Origin of the sequence: Streptomyces sp. ML-6 (assembly GCF_030116705.1) — a bacterium.
In the GTDB taxonomy this organism is placed as follows: Bacteria; Actinomycetota; Actinomycetes; order Streptomycetales; family Streptomycetaceae; genus Streptomyces.
Map to the genome: position 1 here is coordinate 4,115,454 of NZ_JAOTIK010000001.1, position 20,355 is coordinate 4,135,808.

General features: G+C 70.6%; 16 protein-coding genes and 2 tRNA genes. 12 read left to right on the plus strand and 6 right to left on the minus strand.

Annotated features, from left to right (window positions below; all coding sequences use genetic code 11):
• Positions 1-6: 6 nt before the first annotated feature.
• Both OCT49_RS18240 and OCT49_RS18245 read right to left on the minus strand, forming a co-directional pair.
• Positions 7-78: transfer RNA gene (locus OCT49_RS18240), tRNA-Gly, on the minus strand.
• A 289-nt stretch (positions 79-367) separates the two neighbouring features.
• Positions 368-703: a histone-like nucleoid-structuring protein Lsr2 gene (locus OCT49_RS18245; protein WP_283852934.1), complete on the minus strand. Its 336-nt coding sequence runs from the start codon at positions 701-703 to the stop codon at positions 368-370.
• Positions 704-1,088: 385 nt separating this feature from the next.
• Here OCT49_RS18245 and purS point away from each other — a divergent pair, with 385 nt between their 5' ends.
• From purS to purM, 7 genes are all read left to right on the plus strand, one after another.
• On the plus strand, positions 1,089-1,355 hold the full coding sequence (purS, locus tag OCT49_RS18250; protein WP_283852935.1) for a phosphoribosylformylglycinamidine synthase subunit PurS: 267 nt from the start codon (positions 1,089-1,091) through the stop codon (positions 1,353-1,355).
• Entirely contained in the window at positions 1,352-2,032 is a 681-nt protein-coding gene (gene purQ, locus OCT49_RS18255; protein WP_283852936.1) for a phosphoribosylformylglycinamidine synthase subunit PurQ, read from the plus strand. Before purS ends, purQ begins: the two co-directional genes overlap by 4 nt.
• Entirely contained in the window at positions 2,029-4,278 is a 2,250-nt protein-coding gene (purL, locus tag OCT49_RS18260) for a phosphoribosylformylglycinamidine synthase subunit PurL (RefSeq protein ID WP_283852937.1), read from the plus strand. The genes purQ and purL overlap by 4 nt, the downstream gene beginning before the upstream one ends.
• Positions 4,279-4,526: 248 nt before the next feature.
• Entirely contained in the window at positions 4,527-5,165 is a 639-nt protein-coding gene (locus OCT49_RS18265) for a TetR/AcrR family transcriptional regulator (protein WP_283852938.1), read from the plus strand.
• Positions 5,166-5,248: 83 nt separating this feature from the next.
• Positions 5,249-6,049 carry a maleylpyruvate isomerase family mycothiol-dependent enzyme gene (locus tag OCT49_RS18270; RefSeq protein WP_283852939.1) on the plus strand — a complete coding sequence of 267 codons (801 nt, stop codon included), beginning with the start codon at positions 5,249-5,251 and terminating at the stop codon, positions 6,047-6,049.
• Positions 6,050-6,490: 441 nt separating this feature from the next.
• The gene (gene purF, locus OCT49_RS18275) at positions 6,491-8,017 is read left to right on the plus strand and encodes an amidophosphoribosyltransferase (protein WP_283852940.1); all 1,527 of its coding nucleotides are present in this window, start codon (positions 6,491-6,493) and stop codon (positions 8,015-8,017) included.
• Positions 8,018-8,077: 60 nt separating this feature from the next.
• Positions 8,078-9,151, plus strand: coding sequence for a phosphoribosylformylglycinamidine cyclo-ligase (purM, locus tag OCT49_RS18280; protein WP_283852941.1), 1,074 nt, complete (start codon positions 8,078-8,080; stop codon positions 9,149-9,151).
• Positions 9,152-9,386: 235 nt separating this feature from the next.
• On the opposite strand, the gene OCT49_RS18285 is transcribed toward purM, so the two are convergent.
• Entirely contained in the window at positions 9,387-9,641 is a 255-nt protein-coding gene (locus OCT49_RS18285; protein WP_283852942.1) for a DUF3073 domain-containing protein, read from the minus strand.
• A gap of 315 nt (positions 9,642-9,956) precedes the next feature.
• Positions 9,957-11,048: a Leu/Phe/Val dehydrogenase gene (locus tag OCT49_RS18290; protein WP_283852943.1), complete on the minus strand. Its 1,092-nt coding sequence runs from the start codon at positions 11,046-11,048 to the stop codon at positions 9,957-9,959.
• Between the two features lie 175 nt (positions 11,049-11,223).
• On the opposite strand from OCT49_RS18290, the gene OCT49_RS18295 reads away from it, so the two are divergent.
• Both OCT49_RS18295 and bldC read left to right on the plus strand, forming a co-directional pair.
• Entirely contained in the window at positions 11,224-12,066 is an 843-nt protein-coding gene (locus tag OCT49_RS18295; protein WP_283852944.1) for a DUF8083 family protein, read from the plus strand.
• Between the two features lie 536 nt (positions 12,067-12,602).
• Positions 12,603-12,809, plus strand: a complete 207-nt coding sequence (bldC, locus tag OCT49_RS18300; RefSeq protein WP_003949541.1) for a developmental transcriptional regulator BldC — start codon at positions 12,603-12,605, stop codon at positions 12,807-12,809.
• A gap of 951 nt (positions 12,810-13,760) precedes the next feature.
• Here the strand turns inward: bldC and OCT49_RS18305 are convergent.
• Positions 13,761-13,835, minus strand: a tRNA-Asp gene (locus OCT49_RS18305).
• Between the two features lie 127 nt (positions 13,836-13,962).
• Positions 13,963-17,883, minus strand: a complete 3,921-nt coding sequence (gene hrpA / locus OCT49_RS18310) for an ATP-dependent RNA helicase HrpA (protein WP_283852945.1) — start codon at positions 17,881-17,883, stop codon at positions 13,963-13,965.
• Positions 17,884-18,166: 283 nt separating this feature from the next.
• Here hrpA and OCT49_RS18315 point away from each other — a divergent pair, with 283 nt between their 5' ends.
• The 3 genes from OCT49_RS18315 to OCT49_RS18325 all read left to right on the plus strand — a co-directional run bounded on the left by OCT49_RS18315 (position 18,167) and on the right by OCT49_RS18325 (position 20,322).
• On the plus strand, positions 18,167-18,577 hold the full coding sequence (locus OCT49_RS18315; RefSeq protein ID WP_283852946.1) for a hypothetical protein: 411 nt from the start codon (positions 18,167-18,169) through the stop codon (positions 18,575-18,577).
• 69 nt (positions 18,578-18,646) lie between these two features.
• Positions 18,647-19,474 (plus strand): DsbA family protein, encoded by an 828-nt coding sequence (locus OCT49_RS18320; RefSeq protein WP_283852947.1) that lies wholly within the window; start codon positions 18,647-18,649, stop codon positions 19,472-19,474.
• Positions 19,471-20,322: a cytochrome c biogenesis CcdA family protein gene (locus tag OCT49_RS18325; RefSeq protein ID WP_283852948.1), complete on the plus strand. Its 852-nt coding sequence runs from the start codon at positions 19,471-19,473 to the stop codon at positions 20,320-20,322. Before OCT49_RS18320 ends, OCT49_RS18325 begins: the two co-directional genes overlap by 4 nt.
• Positions 20,323-20,355: the final 33 nt, after the last annotated feature.

The following is a 20,355-nucleotide window of genomic DNA, read 5'->3' on the forward strand; positions in this document are numbered from 1 at the left end:
ATGCAGAGCGGGTGACAGGAATTGCACACTGCGCCTTCCCCCTGGAAGGGGGATGTTCTGCTACTGAACTACACCCGCACGCTGCTCGGGGTTCGGCTTTTCGGCCTTGCCCCTCGGCGTGCTCCAGACTTTAGCCGACCTGCGGGGGTGTAGCGCAAGTCGGTGCCCGTGCGGTGTTGTCGAGGGGTGCTCCGGACGGCCCCGGAAAGGCGTTCCGCCCGGTCCGGGCCGGTGGCGCGACCGGGCAGGGGGTGCTGCCGGATCGGTGGCACGACCGGGCAGGGGGCGACCGGCCGCCGTCCGGGCCGGGGCGCGACGCCCCGTCACCCGGGAGACGGCGCCGGGCCGGGGCGCCGGGCGCCCAGGCTCAACTCGCTTCGCGGAACGCCTCGTAGACCTTCTTCGGGATGCGGCCGCGGGCCGGCACGTCCATCCGGTGGGAGCGGGCCCAGGCCCGTACGGCCGCCGGGTCGGGAGCGAGCGACGTGTGCCGGTACGCCACGGGCTTCTTGCCGTGCCTGCCGCCGCCGGTCTGCTTCCGGCCGGCCGCCATGTACGGCGCGAGGGCCTTGCGCAGTTTCTTGGCATTGGACGGATTGAGGTCGATCTCGTACGACTTCCCGTCCAGGGCGAACGTGACCGTTTCCGCCGCTGCTCCCCCGTCGATGTCGTCGAAGAGCGTGACCACTACGCGTTGAGCCACGGATATCGGTCCTTTCCTGCGGCGCCGGCGCTTCTGCTGCGAACCGATGCCGGCCTGCTGACTGCCAGGGCCTGTCCGGCGGATACGGGGCCGACGGTTGTCGGCCGTTTAGGGGCAATGCTGCATTCCCCGGTAATCATTTGTACAGCGGTGGGCACCGCATTGTGAAGCCCACCCAATTACATCCGCGTGTCAGCCTTCTATGTGTGCTGATGGTGAGGATTTTTTTTGCAGGACTTTCCCCATCCGTTGTCACCGATATCTCGACGTGATCCGGGAGCTGTGATATCTACTCGCGTAGAATTTCCGGCCAGGTACGCTGAAGGGACCTGCGGGGGTCTGGGGAGCCCCCCCGGAGAAACAGCCGCACCACACCAAACCGGGAGTGCCAGTGGCACGCGTCGTAGTCGACGTCATGCTCAAGCCCGAGATCCTCGACCCGCAGGGACAGGCGGTGCAGCGCGCACTGCCCCGTCTCGGCTTCGAGGGAATCGCGGACGTACGTCAGGGAAAGCGTTTCGAGCTCGAGGTCGAGGGGCCGGTCGACGAAGCCGCCCTCGGCCGCATTCACGAGATGGCCGAGACTTTCCTCGCCAACACCGTCATCGAGGACTTCACCGTGAAGGTGGAGAAGGCCGAGGAGTCGAAGTGACTGCTCGTATCGGAGTCGTCACCTTTCCCGGCACGCTCGACGACCAGGACAGCCTGAGGGCCGTACGGGTCGCGGGCGCCGAACCCGTATCGCTGTGGCACCGCGACAAGGACCTGCACCAGGTCGACGCGGTCATTCTGGCGGGCGGCTTCTCCTACGGCGACTATCTGCGGGCGGGTGCCATCTCCCGCTTCTCGCCGGTCATGGAGACCGTCATCGATCAGGCGAAGGCGGGGATGCCGGTCCTCGGTATCTGCAACGGCTTCCAGATCCTGACCGAGGCGCACCTGCTGCCCGGCGCGATGCTGCGCAACAACCACCTGCACTTCATCTGCCGCGACCAGAAGCTGCGCGTCGAGAACGCGGAGACCGCCTGGACCTCGGACTACTCCGCGGGCCAGGAGATCTCCGTACCGCTCAAGAACATGGAGGGGCGTTACGTCGCCGACGAGCGGGTGCTCGACGAGCTGGAGGCGGAGGGCCGGGTCGCCTTCCGCTACCTGGACGTGAACCCCAACGGCTCGCTGCGCGACATCGCCGGCATCACCAACGCCGCGGGCAATGTCGTCGGCCTGATGCCGCACCCGGAGCACGCCGTCGAGCCGCTGATCGGAACCGGCCGCACCGACGGCCTCGGGTTCTTCACCTCGATCATCAAGAAGCTGGTCAACGCATGAGCCTGGACACGGTCAAGCACGCGGCCGAAACCCCGGACACCGCGCAGCCCTGGAAGGAGCTCGGCCTCAAGGAGGACGAGTACGCCCGGATCCGCGAGATCCTGGGCCGCCGTCCCACGGGTGCCGAGCTCGCCATGTACTCCGTGATGTGGTCCGAGCACTGCTCGTACAAGAGCAGCAAGGTCCACCTCAAGCAGTTCGGCGAGAAGACCCCCGCCAACGACGCGATGCTCGTCGGCATCGGCGAGAACGCCGGTGTGGTCGACGTCGGCCAGGGGTACGCGGTCACCTTCAAGGTCGAGTCGCACAACCACCCCTCGTACATCGAGCCCTACCAGGGCGCGGCCACCGGCGTCGGCGGCATCGTCCGCGACATCCTCGCCATGGGCGCCCGCCCGGTCGCCGTCGTCGACCCGCTGCGCTTCGGCGCGGCCGACCACCCCGACACCAAGCGCGTCCTGCCGGGCGTCGTCGCGGGCATCGGCGGCTACGGCAACTGCCTGGGCCTGCCGAACATCGGCGGCGAGGTCGTCTTCGACGCCTGCTACCAGGGCAACCCGCTGGTCAACGCCGGCTGCATCGGCGTGATGAAGCACGAGGACATCCACCTGGCCAAGGCCTCCGGCCCCGGCAACAAGGTGATCCTCTACGGTGCCCGCACCGGCGGCGACGGCATCGGCGGCGTCTCCGTGCTGGCCTCGGAGACCTTCGAGTCGACCGGCCCGGCCAAGCGCCCGGCGGTCCAGGTCGGCGACCCGTTCCAGGAGAAGCTCCTCATCGAGTGCACCCTGGAGATCTTCAAGGAGAAGCTCGTCGCGGGCATCCAGGACCTCGGCGGCGCCGGGCTCTCCTGCGCCACGTCCGAGCTGGCCTCCGCCGGTTCCGGCGGCATGCGCGTCGAGCTGGACACCGTGCCGCTGCGCGACTCCTCCCTCTCGCCCGAGGAAATCCTCATGAGCGAGTCGCAGGAGCGCATGTGCGCGATCGTCGAGCCGCAGCACGTGGACCGCTTCCTGGAGATCTGCGAGAAGTGGGACGTCATCGCCACCGTCATCGGTGAGGTGACCGAGGGCTCGCAGCTGGAGATCTTCTGGCACGGCGAGCAGATCGTGGACGTGCCGCCGCGGTCCGTCGCCCACGAGGGCCCGACGTACCACCGCCCGTTCGCCCGCCCGTCCTGGCAGGACGCGCTCCAGGCCGACGACGCCGGCAAGCTGGCCCGTCCGGCGAACGGCGCCGAGCTGCGCGAGCAGGTCCTCAAGCTGGTCTCCTCGCCGAACCAGGCGTCGAAGTCCTGGATCACGGACCAGTACGACCGGTTCGTGCAGGGCAACACCGTGCTCGCGATGCCCGAGGACGCCGGCATGGTCCGGATCGACGAGAAGTCGAACCTGGGCGTGGCCATGGCGACCGACGGCAACGGCCGGTACGCCAAGCTCGACCCGTACACCGGCGCGCAGCTCGCGCTGGCGGAGTCGTACCGCAACGTCGCCGCCTCCGGTGCCAAGCCGCTCGCGATCTCGGACTGCCTGAACTTCGGTTCGCCCGAGGACCCGGACGTCATGTGGCAGTTCGCCGAGGCCACCCGCGGCCTGGCGGACGGCTGCCTGGAGCTGGGCACCCCGGTCACCGGCGGCAACGTCTCGCTGTACAACCAGACCGGCGAGACGGCGATCCACCCGACGCCGGTCGTGGCCGTGCTCGGCGTGATCGACGACGTCACCCGGCGCACGCCGGTCGCCTTCGCGGAAGAGGGCCAGCTCCTCTACCTGCTGGGCGACACCCACGAGGAGTTCGGCGGCTCGGCCTGGTCCGAGGTCATCCACGGCCACCTGGGCGGCATGCCGCCGAAGGTGGACCTGGGCCGCGAGAAGCTGCTCGCCGAGATCCTGATCTCGGCCTCCCGCGACGGCATGATCGACGCGGCGCACGACCTCTCCGACGGCGGCCTGATCCAGGCGGTCACCGAGTCCTGCCTGCGCGGCGGGAAGGGTGCCCGGCTGGTCGTGCCGGACGGACTGGACGCGTTCACCTTCCTCTTCTCCGAGTCGGCGGGACGCGCGGTCGTCTCCGTCCCCCGGAGCGAGGAGCTCCGTTTCAACGACATGTGCGGGGCCCGGGGTCTGCCCGTCGCCCGGATCGGTGTCGTGGACGGCGAGGAGATCGAGGTCCAGGGCGAGTTCGGCATCCCGCTGAGCGAGCTGCGTGCCGCGCACGAGGAGACCATTCCGGGTCTGCTCGCCTGACGACGACCTGTCCGTGGGGACGGTCCGTGCGTGCCGGGGACGGTCCCGCCCATCCGTGGGCGGGACCGTCCCCGTGTGGGCGGGGCGTACGGTACGCGTCACGCGACCGTCGGCGCGGCCCGCCGGCAGGACGGGGCTCCCTTCCCGGGCGGCTCGGCACCTTCGTGCCCGGCAGCACCACGACTCATAAAATTATATTCGGTCAAGAATTAATCCAAGCTCAACTTTCATCCTGGTACAGTGCCGCCATGACCGAGGGGATGAGCCTGCGCGAGCGCAAGAAGCGCCAGACGCGCCACCGTCTGCTGGCCGCGGCCACCGAACTCTTCGCCGAGCGCGGCTTCGACCAGGTCTCGGTCGCCGAGATCGCCGAGGCCGCCGAGGTGTCGAAGATGACGGTCTTCAACTACTTCGCGAGCAAGGAGGACCTGGTCCTCGCGCCGATGGAGGAGCACGTCGGCGACGTCGCGCGGGTGGTACGGGACCGGGCGCCCGGCGAGTCCGCCCTGGCCGCCGTGCGCACCCAGTTCCTGGAGGCGATGGAGCGCCGCGACCCCTCGGTCGGGATGAGCGACCTGCCGATGGTGCTGGAGGTGCGCCGGCTGATCCAGGAGACCCCGGCGCTGCTGATCAGGGCCCACTCGTTCGCCATGCGCTCCTTCGAGCTGCTCGCCGAGGTCCTGGTCGAGGAGGGGCAGGAGCCGCCGATCGCCCGGATCGCGGCGGCCCAGCTGATCAGCACCCGCAACTCGCTGATACAGGCGAACCAGCTGCGGCTGCTGGCGGGCGAGCGCGCCGACGCGATCGCCCCGGAAGCCGCCGAGCTGGCCGAGCGCGGCTTCGGCCTCCTGGCCGGCGGACTGGGCGACTTCGCGATTCGGAACTGAGCCGACGACCGACGGTCCACCACCGCCGCCCACCGACCGCCGACCGCCGATCGGGGCGCCGGGCAGGCCGTAGGCTCCTGGGCATGCCGCCGTCCCGGAAACGCGCCCGCCGCTACGACCCGGCCCGGACCCGCAGCGCGGTCCTGGCGCAGTTCGCCCACGTCCGCGGGGCCGTCCGCACCCTGACGCCCGAGCAGCTCGCCCTGCCGACCCGGCTCGGCGACTGGACCGTGCGCGAACTGGCCGTGCACCTGACCATGGGGCTCTCGCACCTCACCCGGAGCCTGGAGCTGCCGCCGCCCGCCGCGGCCGGGCCCGATCCGGAACTCCTCGACTGGCCGTTCTCGACCGCGGACCGGGCCGCCCCCATCGCCGACGGCACCCGGGAGCTCGCCGCGGCGACCCCGGACCTGGACGCGCTGTACGAGGAGGTCACCGGGCGGTTCGAGGAGCTGGTGCCCGACGTTCCCGACGACCGGCTGCTGTCGGTCCCGGCGGGCACGATGCGGCTGACCGACTTCCTCGTCACCCGTACCGTCGAGCTCGTCGTGCACACCGACGACCTGAACGAGGCGACCGGCCTCGACGTCCCGTACGACCGGCAGGCGCTCGCCGCCTGCACCCGGCTGCTCGCCGACGCCCTCGCCCGGAAGGCGCCGGGCGGCTCGGTCGAGGTGCGCGTCCCGCCGTTCGCCGTGGTCCAGTGCGTGCAGGGCCCCAAGCACACGCGCGGTACGCCGCCCAACGTCGTCGAGACCGACCCGCTCACCTGGATCGGGCTCGCCACCGGCCGTACGCGGTGGGCGCGGGCCCTCGACGCCGCCAAGCTCTCCGCGAGCGGCGAACGGGCCGACCTCGAAGCCCTCCTGCCCCTGATGGGCTGAGCGGTCCTGCCGCCGGTGACCGCCTCGGACACCCCGCCCGGGAACCCCGCCCACGGCCCCGGCGGTACGGCCCGCGGCCCCGGCGACACGATCCGCGAACCGGCGAGTAGGGCGGATTGCGATGTGAGGCTCGCCACGAAACGCACGTTCGGACGGGTTCCGCGACGGCCCGTCGGCCGGTTCACCGAGCGCCACCATCGGGCCCGCCGCGCCCCCGCGCCGAATGGCCGGAACTCGCCGGTCCCAGGGGCGCTGATCCGCGCAGCCGCCGCCCTGTGGCCGGTCCGCGCCCCGTGCCGCGCGCCCGCCGGGAGCCGCGGACGATCACTCCGGGTGATCACCCGGAAGGGGTCTCGCACCCCCCTCGGGAGCGCTTCCCCGGTGGTCCGGCGCGGTGTCCCGAATTCGGACCAGTGGTCGACCTCGCCTACACTCGGTGGCGTGCCTCGTGGTGATGGACGACTCAACCACGACCTGCTCCCCGGAGAGAAGGGCCCCCAGGACGCTTGCGGCGTCTTCGGTGTCTGGGCTCCGGGCGAAGAGGTCGCCAAGCTCACCTATTTCGGACTGTATGCCCTGCAGCACCGTGGACAGGAGTCCGCGGGCATCGCAGTGAGCAACGGGTCCCAGATCCTGGTCTTCAAGGACATGGGACTGGTCTCGCAGGTCTTCGACGAAACGTCTCTGGGATCCCTCCAGGGCCATATCGCGGTCGGTCATGCCCGCTACTCCACCACCGGTGCCTCGGTGTGGGAGAACGCGCAGCCGACGTTCCGTGCCACCGCGCACGGCTCGATCGCCCTGGGTCACAACGGCAACCTGGTCAACACGGCCCAGCTCGCCGAGATGGTCGCCGACCTTCCCCGCAAGGACGGCCGCGCCACCCAGGTCGCCGCGACGAACGACACCGACCTGGTGACCGCCCTGCTCGCCGGCCAGACCGACGACGACGGCAAGCCGCTCACCGTCGAGGAGGCCGCCGCGAAGGTGCTTCCCGAGGTGAAGGGCGCCTTCTCCCTCGTCTTCATGGACGAGCACACCCTCTACGCGGCCCGCGACCCGCAGGGCATCCGCCCGCTGGTCCTCGGCCGGCTGGAGCGCGGCTGGGTGGTGGCGTCCGAGACCGCCGCCCTCGACATCTGCGGCGCCAGCTTCGTCCGCGAGATCGAGCCGGGCGAGCTCGTCGCCATCGACGAGAACGGCCTGCGCACCTCGCGCTTCGCGGAAGCGAAGCCCAAGGGCTGTGTCTTCGAGTACGTCTACCTGGCCCGCCCCGACACCGACATCGCCGGGCGCAACGTCTACCTCTCCCGGGTGGAGATGGGCCGCAGGCTGGCCGCCGAGGCGCCGGTCGAGGCCGACCTGGTCATAGCGACGCCGGAGTCCGGCACCCCCGCCGCGATCGGTTACGCCGAGGCCAGCGGCATCCCGTTCGGCGCCGGACTGGTGAAGAACGCCTACGTCGGCCGGACCTTCATCCAGCCCTCCCAGACCATCCGGCAGCTCGGCATCCGGCTCAAGCTGAACCCGCTCAAGGAAGTCATCAAGGGCAAGCGCCTGGTGGTCGTCGACGACTCGATCGTCCGCGGCAACACCCAGCGCGCACTGGTCCGGATGCTCCGCGAGGCCGGTGCCGCCGAGATCCACATCCGGATCTCGTCCCCGCCGGTCAAGTGGCCGTGCTTCTTCGGCATCGACTTCGCCACCCGCGCCGAGCTGATCGCCAACGGCATGTCGGTCGAGGAGATCGGCACGTCGATGGGCGCGGACTCGCTCGCCTACATCTCGCTCGACGCGATGGTCGAGGCGACCACGATCGCCAAGCCGAACCTGTGCCGCGCCTGCTTCGACGGCGAGTACCCCATGGAGCTCCCGGACCCGGAGCTGCTCGGCAAGCAGCTGCTGGAGACCGAGCTGGCGGCGGGCCCGGCGGCGACCGCCGCGACCGACGCGCTGCGCCGCCCGTGACGGCCCGGCCGTCCACCTCCGGCCACCAGCCCCGTATCTCCACACGAAAGATCCCAGGCAATGTCTGAGACAACAGGTGCTTCCTACGCGGCAGCGGGCGTCGACATCGAGGCCGGCGACCGCGCCGTCGAGCTGATGAAGGAGTGGGTGAAGAAGACGCAGCGCCCCGAGGTCGCGGGCCTCGGCGGCCTCGGCGGCTTCGCCGGCCTCTTCGACGCCTCGGCCCTCAAGCGCTACGAGCGTCCGTTGCTGGCCTCCGCGACCGACGGCGTCGGCACGAAGGTCGACCTCGCCCGCAAGATGGGCGTGTACGACACCATCGGCCACGACCTCGTCGGCATGGTCGTCGACGACCTGGTCGTCTGCGGCGCCGAGCCGCTGTTCATGACCGACTACATCTGCGTCGGCAAGGTCCACCCCGAGCGGGTCGCGTCCATCGTGAAGGGCATCGCCGAGGGCTGTGTCCTGGCGGGCTGCGCCCTGGTCGGCGGCGAGACGGCCGAGCACCCGGGCCTCCTCGGCCCGGACGACTTCGACGTCGCCGGCGCCGGCACGGGCGTGGTCGAGGCCGACCGGCTGCTGGGCCCGGACCGCATCCGCGAGGGCGACGTGGTGATCGCCATGGCGTCGTCCGGTCTTCACTCCAACGGGTACTCACTCGTCCGCCACGTCGTCTTCGACCGGGCCGGCTGGTCGCTGGACCGCCAGGTCGAGGAGTTCGGCCGGACCCTCGGCGAGGAGCTCCTGGAGCCCACCCGGATCTACTCGCTGGACTGCCTGGCCCTCACCCGCACGACCGAGGTCCACGGCTTCAGCCACGTCACCGGCGGCGGCCTGGCCAACAACCTGGCCCGGGTCATCCCGGACGGACTGCACGCCAGGGTCGACCGTTCCACCTGGACGCCCGGCGCGGTCTTCGACGTGGTCGGCCGGACGGGACGGGTCGAGCAGCTGGAGCTGGAGAAGACGCTGAACATGGGCGTCGGCATGATCGCGATCGTCCCGGCCGAGTCCGTGGACGCGGCACTGACGACGCTGGCCGACCGCGGGGTCGACTCCTGGGTCGCGGGCGAGATCATCGGGCGCGGGACGCACACCTCGGGTGCGGAGCTCGTCGGCGAGTACGCCCGCTAGGCATCGATGGGACACCGGGACGACCTGGTGCGACCCGGACGTGCACACCGGGACCGCCCGGTGTGCACGGAGCCCCGCCCCTCCCGACCACCGGAATCCCGGCAGGCCGGACGGGCGGGGAGCACCGCGTGGACACCGGGTTCCGTGCCCGGCTCACGCGGGGGAGGACCGGGCCGGGGCAGCACAGAACCCGGCCCGGGACAAGCCCGGACCGGGTTGATGTGTCAGCGCGAGGTCAAGCGCCGCGGCGCTGTGACGACGGACTGGACTTGTCGTCCTCGTCCTCGTCCTCGTCGTCGTTGTACAGATCCGCGTACCGTGCGTACGGGTCATCCTCCTCGTCGTCCTCGAACGGCTCCGCGTTCGGTGGCTGACTGGAAGGCGTTGCGCCCAGCTCATTGGCCAGACGCGACAGGTCAGTCCCGCCGGTGCTGTACTTCAGCTGGCGGGCGACCTTTGTCTGCTTGGCCTTTGCCCGGCCGCGCCCCATGGCTCGACCCCCTCGGTGACGGGGCTCGACGGCCCCAGAGTCTTGACACGCGTTCATGTTTCAGGACGGACTCTCGTATGGAGAGACCGTGCCCGTAGGGCTTCAACGGTACCTGCTTCCGCGGCCATACGGTACGCCGCCCGCATCACGCACCCCGGAAGGAGACCTGCGAGGAGCCCCGTCCTTGCTGGTCAACTGCGATTTTAACCTCTTCTGGGCAGGCGACCCGCCGACCGGCGTGAGTCTTGTCTCCCCGGTCGGCGGCCGCACGCCCCGATCCGTCGCCGCACACGTACGGCGACGGATCGGCGACAGTCAGCTACGGCGCGCTTCGGCCATCCGCTGCTCGGCGATCCGGTCGGCCGCGGCGGCCGGCGGAATGCCGTCGGCCTTCGCACGTGCGAATATGGCCAGCGTGGTGTCGAAGATCTTGGTCGCCTTCGCCTTGCACCGGTCGAAGTCGAAGCCGTGCAGCTCGTCGGCGACCTGGATGACACCGCCCGCGTTCACCACGTAGTCGGGTGCGTACAGGATGGCGCGGTCCGACAGGTCCTTCTCGACACCGGAGTGCGCGAGCTGGTTGTTGGCCGCACCGCACACGACCTTGGCGGTGAGCACCGGGACGGTCTCGTCGTTCAGGGCGCCGCCGAGCGCGCACGGGGCGTAGATGTCGAGGCCCTCGGTGCGGATCAGCGCGTCGGTGTCCGCCGCGACGGAGACCTCGGGGTGCCGCTCGGTGATCCGGCGCACGGATTCCTCCCGGACGTCCGTGATCACGACCTCCGCACCGTCCGAGAGCAGGTGCTCGACCAGGTGGTGGCCGACCTTGCCGACTCCGGCGACCCCCACTTTTCGGCCACGCAGCGTCGGGTCGCCCCAGAGGTGCTGGGCCGAGGCCCGCATGCCCTGGAAGACACCGAAGGAGGTGAGCACCGAGGAGTCGCCGGCGCCGCCGTTCTCGGGGGAGCGGCCGGTGGTCCAGCGGCACTCGCGGGCGACGACATCCATGTCGGTGACGTAGGTGCCGACGTCGCAGGCGGTCACGTAGCGCCCGCCGAGCGAGGCCACGAACCGCCCGTAGGCCAGCAGCAGCTCCTCCGTCTTGATCCTCTCCGGGTCGCCGATGATGACGGCCTTGCCGCCGCCGTGGTCGAGACCGGCCATGGCGTTCTTGTACGACATGCCGCGCGCGAGGTTCAGCGCGTCCGCGACGGCCTCCCCCTCGGAGGCGTACGGATAGAAGCGGGTGCCGCCGAGGGCCGGGCCCAGGGCGGTGGAGTGGATGGCGATCACGGCCTTGAGGCCGGTGGCACGGTCCTGGCAGAGCACGACTTGCTCGTGGCCCCCCTGCTCCGAGCGGAACAGGGTGTGCAGTACATCAGCAGGCGCGCCGGTCACATCGGTCACTGTGGTGACTCCCAAGTACGAAGCGGCGGAGGACCCTCCTGAAGGTGGGGAGGGCCGCGGACCGGCCGACATGGCAGGTCCGACTGGGCAAGAGCGTAAGTCCTACGCGCACGTAGATCTGTTCCGGTGCCGAGATCACCCCCCGGCGGAGTACCGGCATGACACGATCTGCTGCATGTCGGTGGTGTCTTCGGTGCTCGTTCCCTACGCGTCCTACCTCCGGGTGTACGAGCCGCTGGCCGCCTTCCCGGAGCCCGAACGGAGCCACTGGGCCCGGTACGCGGAGCGCTCCGGACGCCCCACGGCCCAGGACGAACTGCGCCGCTCGCTGGCCGACTTGGCGGCCACGCCGCCGGTCGCGGTGCCGGCGCACGAGAGCGGGGACGCGTTCGTCGTCGAGACGGACGGGGTGGTGTGCGTCTGTCCGTGGCGGACCCGGCTGCGCGGCTGGCTGGCCCTGGAGGAACTGGCCGAGATGTTCCCCGCCCCCGTGCTCGACGCGGTGCTGCCGCCGGTGGTGCGCGGGCAGGCGGTCGCGGACCACGAGCGGTGGGCGGAGCGGAATCCGGACGCCAGACCGTGGATCCGCACCTCGGTGTGGCAGGTGCCGGTGCGCTGGTTCGTGCTCTTCTCCGACGAGGAGCGGGAGTACGCGGCGGGCGGCGACGGCGCGGCGCCCGTGCTGCGGTACCGGACGCCCATGGTGCAGGCCCGGCGGCGGCTGGCGCGGGCGCTGCGGACCATGCGGGAGGCGGTGGACGAGGGCCCGCTGATCGAGGGGCTCGTGGACGTGGGGCGCTGGCTGGAGGAGTTCCATCCGCGGGCGCTGGTCGAGCTGGACTACGCGGGTCTGGTGCACGCCCTGCCGGCCGGGCAGCTCGCCGGGGACCGGTCGGCCGCCGACGTGGCCGAGGGCCTCGAGGCGCTGCGGGCCGGTGACACCGAGGGGGCGAGCGAGGCGTACGGACGGCTGGCGGAGCGCTGGCGGGCGGTGAAAGATCGTCAGTTCGCGAACTGACGGGGCGCGATCCGCGTCCGTGATCTTGTATCCATGTGAGGTGAACCGGTGCCCCGTGCGGCACGTGGGGACGTGGAGGCGGAAGTCCGTCCGGGACCTACGTCCCGAACCGGGCCTTTGCCTCAAGCGTGATGGATAGCACTAACTGGGCCCTTGCGCCGTTCCCTACTCCTCGTGCCAAAATAGGACAAGGAGTCCGGGGAGGGCTCCTTCCGTCCAACTAAGGGCGGATTGCTCTGCATTGCACGCTATGGGGGGTCTGGTGGCTCCTGATCGCTCTGTGACTGATCGTCACGGCGGTGTGACTGTCCGCTATGGCATGGTCCATCGGCTTCCGTCGCTGATGAACACCTGGGAGGGCAATTCCATCGGTTTGGCCGACGTGGCTGGACGGATGGTGTAGTTGTAGTGCCGAGGACAAGCCGTTCGTCCTATAACCGACTCGGCCCGCGTCCGCCATTTCGGGCAACGCGGGTCAAGGTGCAGAATTTAGAGGAAAGAACCGAGATGGTTCGGTTCTCCCGAGGAGGCCGCTCATGACTGCTCGCACCCCTGATGCCGAGCCGCTGCTGACCCCGGCTGAGGTTGCCACGATGTTCCGCGTGGACCCGAAGACGGTTACCCGCTGGGCAAAGGCCGGCAAGCTCACGTCCATCCGTACGCTCGGTGGACACCGCCGGTACCGCGAGGCAGAGGTCCGCGCACTGCTTGCGGGTATTCCGCAGCAGCGCAGCGAGGCCTGACACACCCCCTGCGTCGCGCAACAACCGGGCTTCCGGGTCCCCCAACCCGTACAGGCCCACCCCATGCTCCATATGACGGGCGCCCGCCCCAACGGGCGCCATACCTGTGAAATGCGGGTGCGTCGTTCGATCGCGCTGGACTCCGCCGAGTCCAGCGCGATCTTTTTGTGTCCGCGCACGCCCGAGCACGCCCGCGTGTTCCCGTACGCGCCTGTAGTCGCCCGTGTGTTCGTACGTTCGTGCGCGCTCCCGGGCGGGTCCACGGGTGACCGGGCCGGGCCGTCCGAGGAGGCCGGGACGGGGCGGGCCGGGATGGTCCCACGGGACTCTCGTCCAGGTGGTGCAATTGCACATATTAAATTCGGCAGTTGTAGGACGGGTGTAAGGTCACCCCTTCTCAAAACTGCTTGAGTGACTCCCGTCACACCGCATGGATCCTGCTGCTGACGAGCCTGCCACCGCCGGGGAGCGGAACGCCTCGCCATTGGTCGCTCGCCGGGGGGACTTTCGTCCCGGCTTTCCTGTGCGCGGGGATTTCCGCCCCGGCCCTCCCGGGCGCCTCCGGCGCCTCGGGGGCGGCGCGGGCGGTCCGGGGCGGGAAATGGGTCCGAAAGGCCGTCAGAAGGCCCCTGGCGGGCCGCGTGGGCCCGTCCGTGGAGCGGGCGGGGCCGGTGCCGGGCCGACGGCGACGCGGGACGGCCGGCCGGGGGCGTGGGTGAGGAGGCCTGGAGTGCGGGCGGGGGAGGGGTGGTCCGGGTGGCGGTCCGGTGCGGGGTGGACGCGAGGCGTGGGCGGGTGTGCGGATGCCCGTCGCAGTGCGAGCCACCCCCGGTGGATCGTGGTCCGTACTGGGAGAAGGGGCGGCTCCTGACGCCCTGACTGCTCGTCGGCAATCACCGGAGCCACGACACGCGAAAGCCCGGATCCAGGGGATCCGGGCTTTCGTCACTGCGGTCCTGACGGGATTTGAACCCGCGGCCTCCACCTTGACAGGGTGGCGAGCACTCCAAACTGCTCCACAGGACCAGGTTTTCGCCGCCTGCCTTGCGGCTGGCTGCGAAGACAGACTGTACAGCAGGTCAGAGGGTCAGGTCGAACTCACCGATGGTGGTGACTCCGTCACCGCGGAAGGGGCCCGTCCGGGCGGGCCCGCTCACGGCGCCGCCGCGTCGATCGCCTTAACGATGCGCTTGTCGGAGACCGGGTAGGCGGTCCCCAGCGCATGGGCGAAGTAGCTGACCCGGAGCTCCTCGATCATCCAGCGGATCTCCAGGACCTCCTGCGGGACGGGCCTGCCCTGCGGCAGCTGCTCCAGCAGCCAGGCGTACTCGTCCTGCATCTCGTGGATCTTCTCCATGCGCGTGGTGTCGCGCTGGGCGGCCGTCGGCATCTGCTGGAGCCTGCGGTCCGCGGCGACCAGGTAGCGCATCAGGTCGGGCAGCCTGCGCAGCCCGGTCTTCGTGACGAAGCCCGGCGGCACGAGGGCGGCGAGCTGGTCGCGGACGTCGGTGACGTTGTCGACCAGGACCAGGCTGTTGGTCGCCCTCAGGCGCCGCTCGCAGGACTGCCAGGCGGCCAGCACCTGCTGGACCTGCTTGACCGCGTGCTCGGTCAGCGCCACCAGGTCGGTGCGCACCTTGTCGTACAGCTTCCGGAACGACTCCTCGTCCCAGGCCGGGCCGCCGTGCGCCTCGATCAGCCGGTCGGCGGCGGCCGTCGCGCAGTCCTCGAAGAGCGCCTGGACGGAGCCGTGCGGATTGCGGGACAGGGCCAGCTTCTGCTGGTTCGTCAGCTGGTCCGAGGCGAACTTCGCCGGGTTCACCGGCACGTTCAGCATGATCAGCTTCCGGGTGCCGAGCCGCATCGCCCGCTGCTGCTCGGCCTCGGTGTCGAAGAGCCGCACGGCGACCGTGTCGCCCTGGTCGACCAGCGCGGGATACGCCTTGACCGGCTGGCCGGCCCGGCGGGTCTCGAAGACCTTGTTCAGCGTGCCGATCGTCCAGTCCGTGAGGCCCGAGCGCTCGACGGACTCGCCCGAGGGGCCCGCACTGGCCGCGGCGGCCTTGGAGAGGGCCTGGCGGGCCTTGGGGCGCAGCCGGAGCCGCAGCGCCTCCAGGTCCTTGTCCTCGGCCACCTTGCGGCGCCGCTCGTCGACGATCCGGAAAGTGATCTTCAGGTGGTCCGGGACGCGGCTCAGGTCGAAGTCGTCGGCCGTGACCGGGACGCCGACCATCTGCTGGAGCTCACGGGCGAGCGTGACCGTCAGCGGCTCCTGCAGGGGCACGGCCCGGTCGAGGAACCGGCCCGCGTAGTTCGGCGCGGGGACGTAGTGCCGGCGGATCGGCTTGGGCAGGGAGCGGATCAGCTCGGTGACCACTTCCTCGCGCAGGCCGGGGATCTGCCAGTCGAAGCCCTCGGAGGTGACCTGGTTGAGCACCTGGAGCGGGACGTGGACGGTCACGCCGTCGGCGTCCGCCCCCGGCTCGAACTGGTACGTGACCTTGAACTTGAGCTTCCCCTGCCGCCAGGAGTCCGGGTAGTCGTCCTTGGTGACGGCCCCGGCCTTCTCGTTGATGAGCATCGAGCGCTCGAAGTCCAGCGCGTCCGGCTCGTCCCGGCGCTTGTGCTTCCACCAGGAGTCGAAGTGCGCCCCGGAGACCACGTGGGCGGGGATGCGCTGGTCGTAGAAGTCGAAGAGCGTCTCGTCGTCCACGAGGATGTCGCGGCGCCGGGCGCGGTGCTCCAGCTCCTCGACCTCGCCGAGCAGTTTGCGGTTGTCGTGGAAGAACTGGTGGTGGGTCCGCCAGTCGCCCTCGACCAGGGCGTTGCGGATGAACAGGTCGCGCGAGGTCTCGGGGTCGATCCGGCCGAAATTGATCTTGCGCTGGGCGACGATCGGCACTCCGTAGAGCGTGACCCGCTCGTACGCCATCACCGCCGCCTGGTCCTTCTCCCAGTGCGGCTCGCTGTAGGTGCGCTTGAGCAGGTGCTGGGCCAGCGGTTCGATCCACTCCGGTTCGACCCTGGCGTTGACCCGGGCCCACAGCCGGGACGTCTCGACCAGTTCGGCCGACATCACGAACCGCGGCTGCTTCTTGAAGAGCGCCGAACCGGGGAAGATCGCGAACTTGGCGCTGCGGGCACCCAGGTACTCGTTCTTCTCGGTGTCCTTCAGCCCGATGTGCGACAGCAGCCCGGCCAGCAGCGAGGTGTGCACCGACTGCTCCGGCGCGTCCTCCTCGTTGAGGGCGATGCCCATCTGCTTGGCGACGGTGCGCAGCTGCGTGTAGATGTCCTGCCATTCGCGGATGCGCAGGAAGTTCAGGTACTCCTGCTTGCACATCCGGCGGAAGCTGGAGGAGCCGCGTTCCTTCTGCTGCTCGCGGACGTACCGCCACAGGTTGAGGAACGCCAGGAAGTCGGAGGTCTCGTCCTTGAACCGGGCGTGCTGCTGATCGGCCTGGGTCTGCTTCTCCGCGGGCCGTTCGCGCGGGTCCTGGATGGAGAGCGCCGCCGCGATCACCATGACCTCGCGGGTGCAGCCGTTGCGCTCGGCCTCGATCACCATGCGGGCCAGCCGCGGGTCGACGGGCAGCTGCGAGAGCTTCCGGCCGAGCTGGGTGAGCCGTTTCTTCGGATCCTTCTCCTCCGGATCCAGCGCGCCCAGCTCCTGGAGGAGCTGGATGCCGTCGCGGATGTTGCGGTGGTCCGGCGGGTCGATGAAGGGGAACTTCTCGATGTCGCCGAGGCCGGCCGCGGTCATCTGGAGGATGACGGAGGCGAGGTTGGTGCGCAGGATCTCGGGGTCGGTGAACTCGGGACGGGTCAGGAAGTCGTCCTCGGAGTACAGCCGGATGCAGATGCCGTCCGACGTACGGCCGCAGCGGCCCTTGCGCTGGTTGGCGCTGGCCTGCGAGATCCGCTCGATCGGCAGCCGCTGGACCTTGGTGCGGTGGCTGTAGCGGGAGATCCGGGCGGTGCCCGGGTCGATCACGTACTTGATGCCGGGCACGGTCAGCGAGGTCTCGGCGACGTTGGTCGCCAGGACGATGCGGCGGCCCGTGTGGCGCTGGAAGACCCGGTGCTGCTCGGCGTGCGAGAGCCGGGCGTAGAGGGGGAGCACCTCGGTGTGGCGCAGGTTGCGCTTGTTCAGCGCGTCCGCGGTGTCACGGATCTCCCGCTCGCCGGAGAGGAAGACCAGGATGTCGCCGGGGCCCTCGGTCTGGAGCTCGTCGACGGCGTCGCAGATCGCGGTGATCTGGTCGCGGTCGGAGTCTTCCCCCTCCTCTTCGAGGAGGGGGCGGTAACGCACCTCGACCGGATACGTGCGCCCGCTGACCTCGACGATCGGGGCGTCGCCGAAGTGGCGCGCGAACCGTTCGGGGTCGATCGTCGCGGAGGTGATGACGACCTTCAGGTCCGGGCGCCTGGGCAGCAGCCTGGCCAGGTAGCCGAGCAGGAAGTCGATGTTCAGCGACCGCTCGTGGGCCTCGTCGATGATGATCGTGTCGTAGGCGCGCAGCTCGCGGTCCGTCTGGATCTCGGCGAGCAGGATGCCGTCCGTCATCAGCTTCACGAACGTCGCGTCGGGGTTCACCTGGTCGGTGAAGCGGACCTTCCAGCCGACCGCCTCGCCCAGCGGCGTCCTCAGTTCGTCGGCGACGCGCTCGGCGACCGTACGGGCCGCGATCCGGCGCGGCTGGGTGTGCCCGATCATGCCCCGGACCCCGCGCCCCAGCTCCATGCAGATCTTGGGGATCTGCGTGGTCTTGCCGGAGCCGGTCTCCCCGGCGACGATCACGACCTGGTGGTCGCGTATCGCCTCCAGGATCTCGTCCTTCTTCTGGCTGACCGGGAGCTGGTCCGGGTAGGACACGGCGGGTACCCGGGCGGCACGCAGCGAGAGCCGCTCGGCCGCCTTGGCGGCCTCGGCGGCGATCTCGTCCAGCACGGACTGCCGGGCCTCGGGCTTGCGGATGCGGCGGGCACCTTCGAGACGGCGGCCGAGCCGGTGCGCGTCGCGGAGCGAGATCTCTCCGAGCTGGGACTGGAGATCGGCGAAGGAAGTAGACATACGGAGCCCAGGATCTCACTCGGGCCCGACGAACGGCGAACGCATTTCGTGCGGCCCCGGTCACCACGCCGACGCGTCACCGCATCGGCACACCCATGCACCGAAGCGCCGGCGCGTCCGCGAGCCCGGGGCACGGCGGGGCATGGCAAGGCACGGCGAGGCACGGCGGGGAGGCGGGGAAACACAGCACGTACCATTTCGGGCAGCCGAGCACACAGCCCGTGCCCCCTTGCTCCCGCCCGTCGTCCCTGCCCGTCGTCCCCGTCCGGAAAGGCCGGTCGCCGTGTCCCGTACGCAGTGGTGCTGCCTGATGGCGGTGGTCGCGGTCGTGCTGGGGCTGTTCTGCGGGCCGGCCGCGACCGTCACCAAAGGCGGCGGCGCGTCCGTGACCGCCGCGGGGGCGGTGGCGACGGTCGCGCCGGCCGGGCACGACCTTGACCCCGGTCCGGCGGTGACGTCCGCCGACGAGCGGCAGCAGATGCCCGGGTGCGGCAGGGGCAAGAAGCACGACGGCAACGAGCCCTCCCTCCCGGGCCGGGCCCGCGCCTCGTACGACCAGGCCCCCGGCCTCGCCGAGTGGGGCCTGCCCGCGGCGATCGGGCCGGGGCCCGTCCGCCCGCCCGCGCGGATCGGGCTGTGCGACCCGGAGCCCGCCGCTCCCACTCCCGTCGAACTCTCCGTGCTGAGGGTGTAGAGGACCGCCCCACCCGGCCGTCCCTTCCTCTCTCCTTTCCCTTTCCACCCGCTCAGCACGGAGTCCCGCATGTCCAAGTCCACGCCCTCCCGCACGCCCGCCCGCACCTCGCGGTCCAGGAAGCCGGTGCTCTACGGCGCCGGGGTCGTCCTGGCCGCCGCGCTGCTCGGCTACGCCTCCTACCGGGCCACCGCCCCCGATTCCACGGGTTCCACCACGTCCTCCCCGGCCGCCGACGTCACCGCCGAGGCGGACGCCGGGGTCTATCCGGAGCTGGCGAAGCTGGCCCGGCGCGACGCCGGCGACAAGCTCGCCCAGGGCCGGGCGGACGCCCCCGTGGTCCTCATCGAGTACGCCGACTTCAAGTGCGGCTACTGCGGCAAGTTCGCCCGCGACACCGAACCCGTCCTGGTGAAGAAGTACGTCGAGAACGGCACCCTGCGCATCGAGTGGCGCAACTTCCCGATCTTCGGCGCCGAGTCCGAGGCTGCCGCGCGCGCCGCGTGGGCCGCCGGCCAGCAGGGCCGTTTCTGGCAGTTCCACGCCGCCGCGTACGCGGAGGGGGCCAAGGAGAAGGGCTTCGGCGAGGACCGGCTGAAGGAGCTCGCCCGGCAGGCCGGGGTCGCGGACCTCGCCCGGTTCGCGCGCGACACGGAGAGCTCCGCCGCCTCGGCCGCGGTGGGCAAGGACCAGGAACAGGGGTACGGGATCGGCGCGACCTCCACCCCGTCGTTCCTGATCAACGGCCGCCCGATCGCCGGGGCCCAGCCCCTGGAGACCTTCACCGAGGTCATCGAGGCGGCGGCGAAGGAGGCCCGCAGGACCGAGGACGCCAAGGGCGCCAAGGGCGGCGAGGGCTCCGGGAGCGGCAAGGGCGGCGCGGAGGACGCGAAGTGACGGCCGACATCGGCTACTTCGCCGCCTTCCTCGGCGGGCTGCTCGCCCTGGTCAGCCCGTGCAGCGCCCTCCTGCTGCCCGCCTTCTTCGCATACTCGATCGACTCGGCCTCGCGGCTCCTGGCCCGCACCGGCATCTTCTACGCCGGCCTGGCCACCACCCTGGTCCCGCTCGGCGCCGCGGGCTCGTACGCCGGACGGCTCTTCTACGGCCACCGCGACGCGCTCGTCCTCGGCGCGGGCTGGCTGATCATCGCGCTCGGCGTCGCCCAGATCGTGGGCCTGGGCTTCGCCTCGCGCCGGATCGCCGCCCTCAGCGGCCGGATCCGCCCCACCACCGCCCTGTCCGTCTACGCGCTGGGCGCCGTCTACGGGCTGGCCGGATTCTGCGCGGGCCCGATCCTCGGCAGCGTCCTCACCGTGGCGGCGGTCAGCGGCAGCCCGGTCTACGGCGGGCTGCTGCTCGCCGTGTACGCCCTGGGCATGGCGATCCCGCTCTTCCTGCTCGCCCTGCTCTGGGAACGCTTCGACCTGGGGCGCCGCACCTGGCTGCGCGGCCGGACCTTCAGGATCGGCCGTTTCGAGGCGCACACCACGAGCCTGCTGTCCGGGCTGTTCTTCATCGGCCTCGGCGCGCTGTTCCTGGTGTTCGACGGCACGACGGCGCTGCCCGGACTGCTGGACGTGGACGATTCCTTCGCCGTCGAGCAGTGGGCCCAGCGCATGGGCGAGCGCGTGCCGGACGGCATGGCGCTGGTCGCCGTGGTCACGGTGGTGCTGCTGTTCCTGGCGGTACGGGCGTGGCGCGGCCGTACCGGCGTGAACTCGGCCGACCGGGAAGAGGCCTGATACGACGAAGGCCCCGTCCATCGGACGGGGCCT